The 1334-nt window shown below is 39.5% G+C and carries 2 protein-coding genes; one reads left to right on the top strand and one right to left on the bottom strand.

Annotation, left to right across the window (positions count from 1 at the left end):
• Positions 1–607, top strand: a 607-nt coding sequence (locus AC1DUW_RS29150; RefSeq protein WP_477644230.1) for an MATE family efflux transporter, incomplete at its 5' end; no start/stop codon positions are given.
• 62 nt (positions 608–669) lie between these two features.
• Here the strand turns inward: AC1DUW_RS29150 and AC1DUW_RS29145 are convergent.
• On the bottom strand, positions 670–1334 hold a 665-nt coding region (locus AC1DUW_RS29145; RefSeq protein ID WP_477644229.1), incomplete at its 5' end, for an SDR family oxidoreductase.

Here is a 1334-nt window from a genome sequence, read left to right as displayed (position 1 = left end):
GGCTATCTTTTTTGAAACAAGTATTTTCTCAGCCGTTACCCTTTTGATGAGTAAATATGATACCGTGACAATTGCTTCGCACCAGATTGCAATGAATTTTGCATCATTGCTTTATATGATGCCGCTAAGTATATCAATGGCATTGACAATTGTAATTGGATTTGAAATTGGGGCAGCTCGATACAAAGATGCCAAAGAATACAGCTGGATTGGGATTTCCATGGCATTAACGATGTCGCTTGTTTTGTCGGCCATTCTATTTCTTTTCCGTGAACCCGTCGCGTCGGCTTACACAAAAGACTATAATGTAATGATGCTGACATCACATTTTTTAATATATGCAATCTTCTTTCAGATTTCTGATGCACTCCAGGCACCAATACAAGGAATACTACGAGGATATAAAGATGTAAATGTTACCTTTGCTATGTCTCTAGTATCCTATTGGATTCTAGGGCTACCCATCGGTTTTATATTTGCAAAATATACAGATATGGGAGCCTTCGGATATTGGATTGGCTTAATTTCTGGTTTGGCTCTTGGAGCTATAGGTTTGGCAGCACGTTTAAGGTATATACAGCAAGTAAAATATAAAAAAATGGTTTAAAAAAAGGTGAGGCCGAATTAACGGACTCACCTTTTTCCATTTTAATAACCAAATTAAACAAACTAAGCTTTGTGAATTTTCCCCAAAACATCTTTTCCACCTGTGACCGGAATGATGCTTCCGGTAATAAAATCGGATTGTTCATCACATAAGAACGTGATGACTCGAGCTAAATCTTCTCCCGTCCCCGGTCTGCCAATTGGAACAGTTACATCCTTTTGTCCTTTAGCAACTATTATCTCTTCTTCCTTCCATTCACCAATAATATCGCCGGGACAGACCATATTCACGGTGATTCCATTTGTTGCTTCTTCAACCGCTAAAGTTCTAGTTAAGGAAGTCAATCCGCTTTTGGCTGCGGCAAAAGCGGAACGATAAATCCAACCTGGTGCCGTCTCACAGCGGTCAAACCCTAAAGTAATGATCCTACCCCAACTTCTTCTGCGCATATGAGGAATAATTTCCTTAGCAAAATAGAAAAAACCATTTAAATTACYGTTCATAATGTAATTCCACTCATCACTGCTATATTCGGTCATAGGCCTACGTTCATGCATATATGGCCCAGCATTATGAATGAACATGTCAACATGTCCAAAGGCTTCTATGACCAATTCTGTTACCTGTTTGCAATCTTTCTCACTTGAAGCATCACCTTCAAGAGCGAGTGCCTTAATATGGTACCTTTCCATTAAGGCACTCGCTCTTGAAGGTGATGCTTCAAGTG

The sequence above is a fragment of the Peribacillus sp. P4_C12 genome, from assembly GCF_056402095.1.
This window is presented reverse-complemented; position numbering and strand designations above follow the sequence as displayed.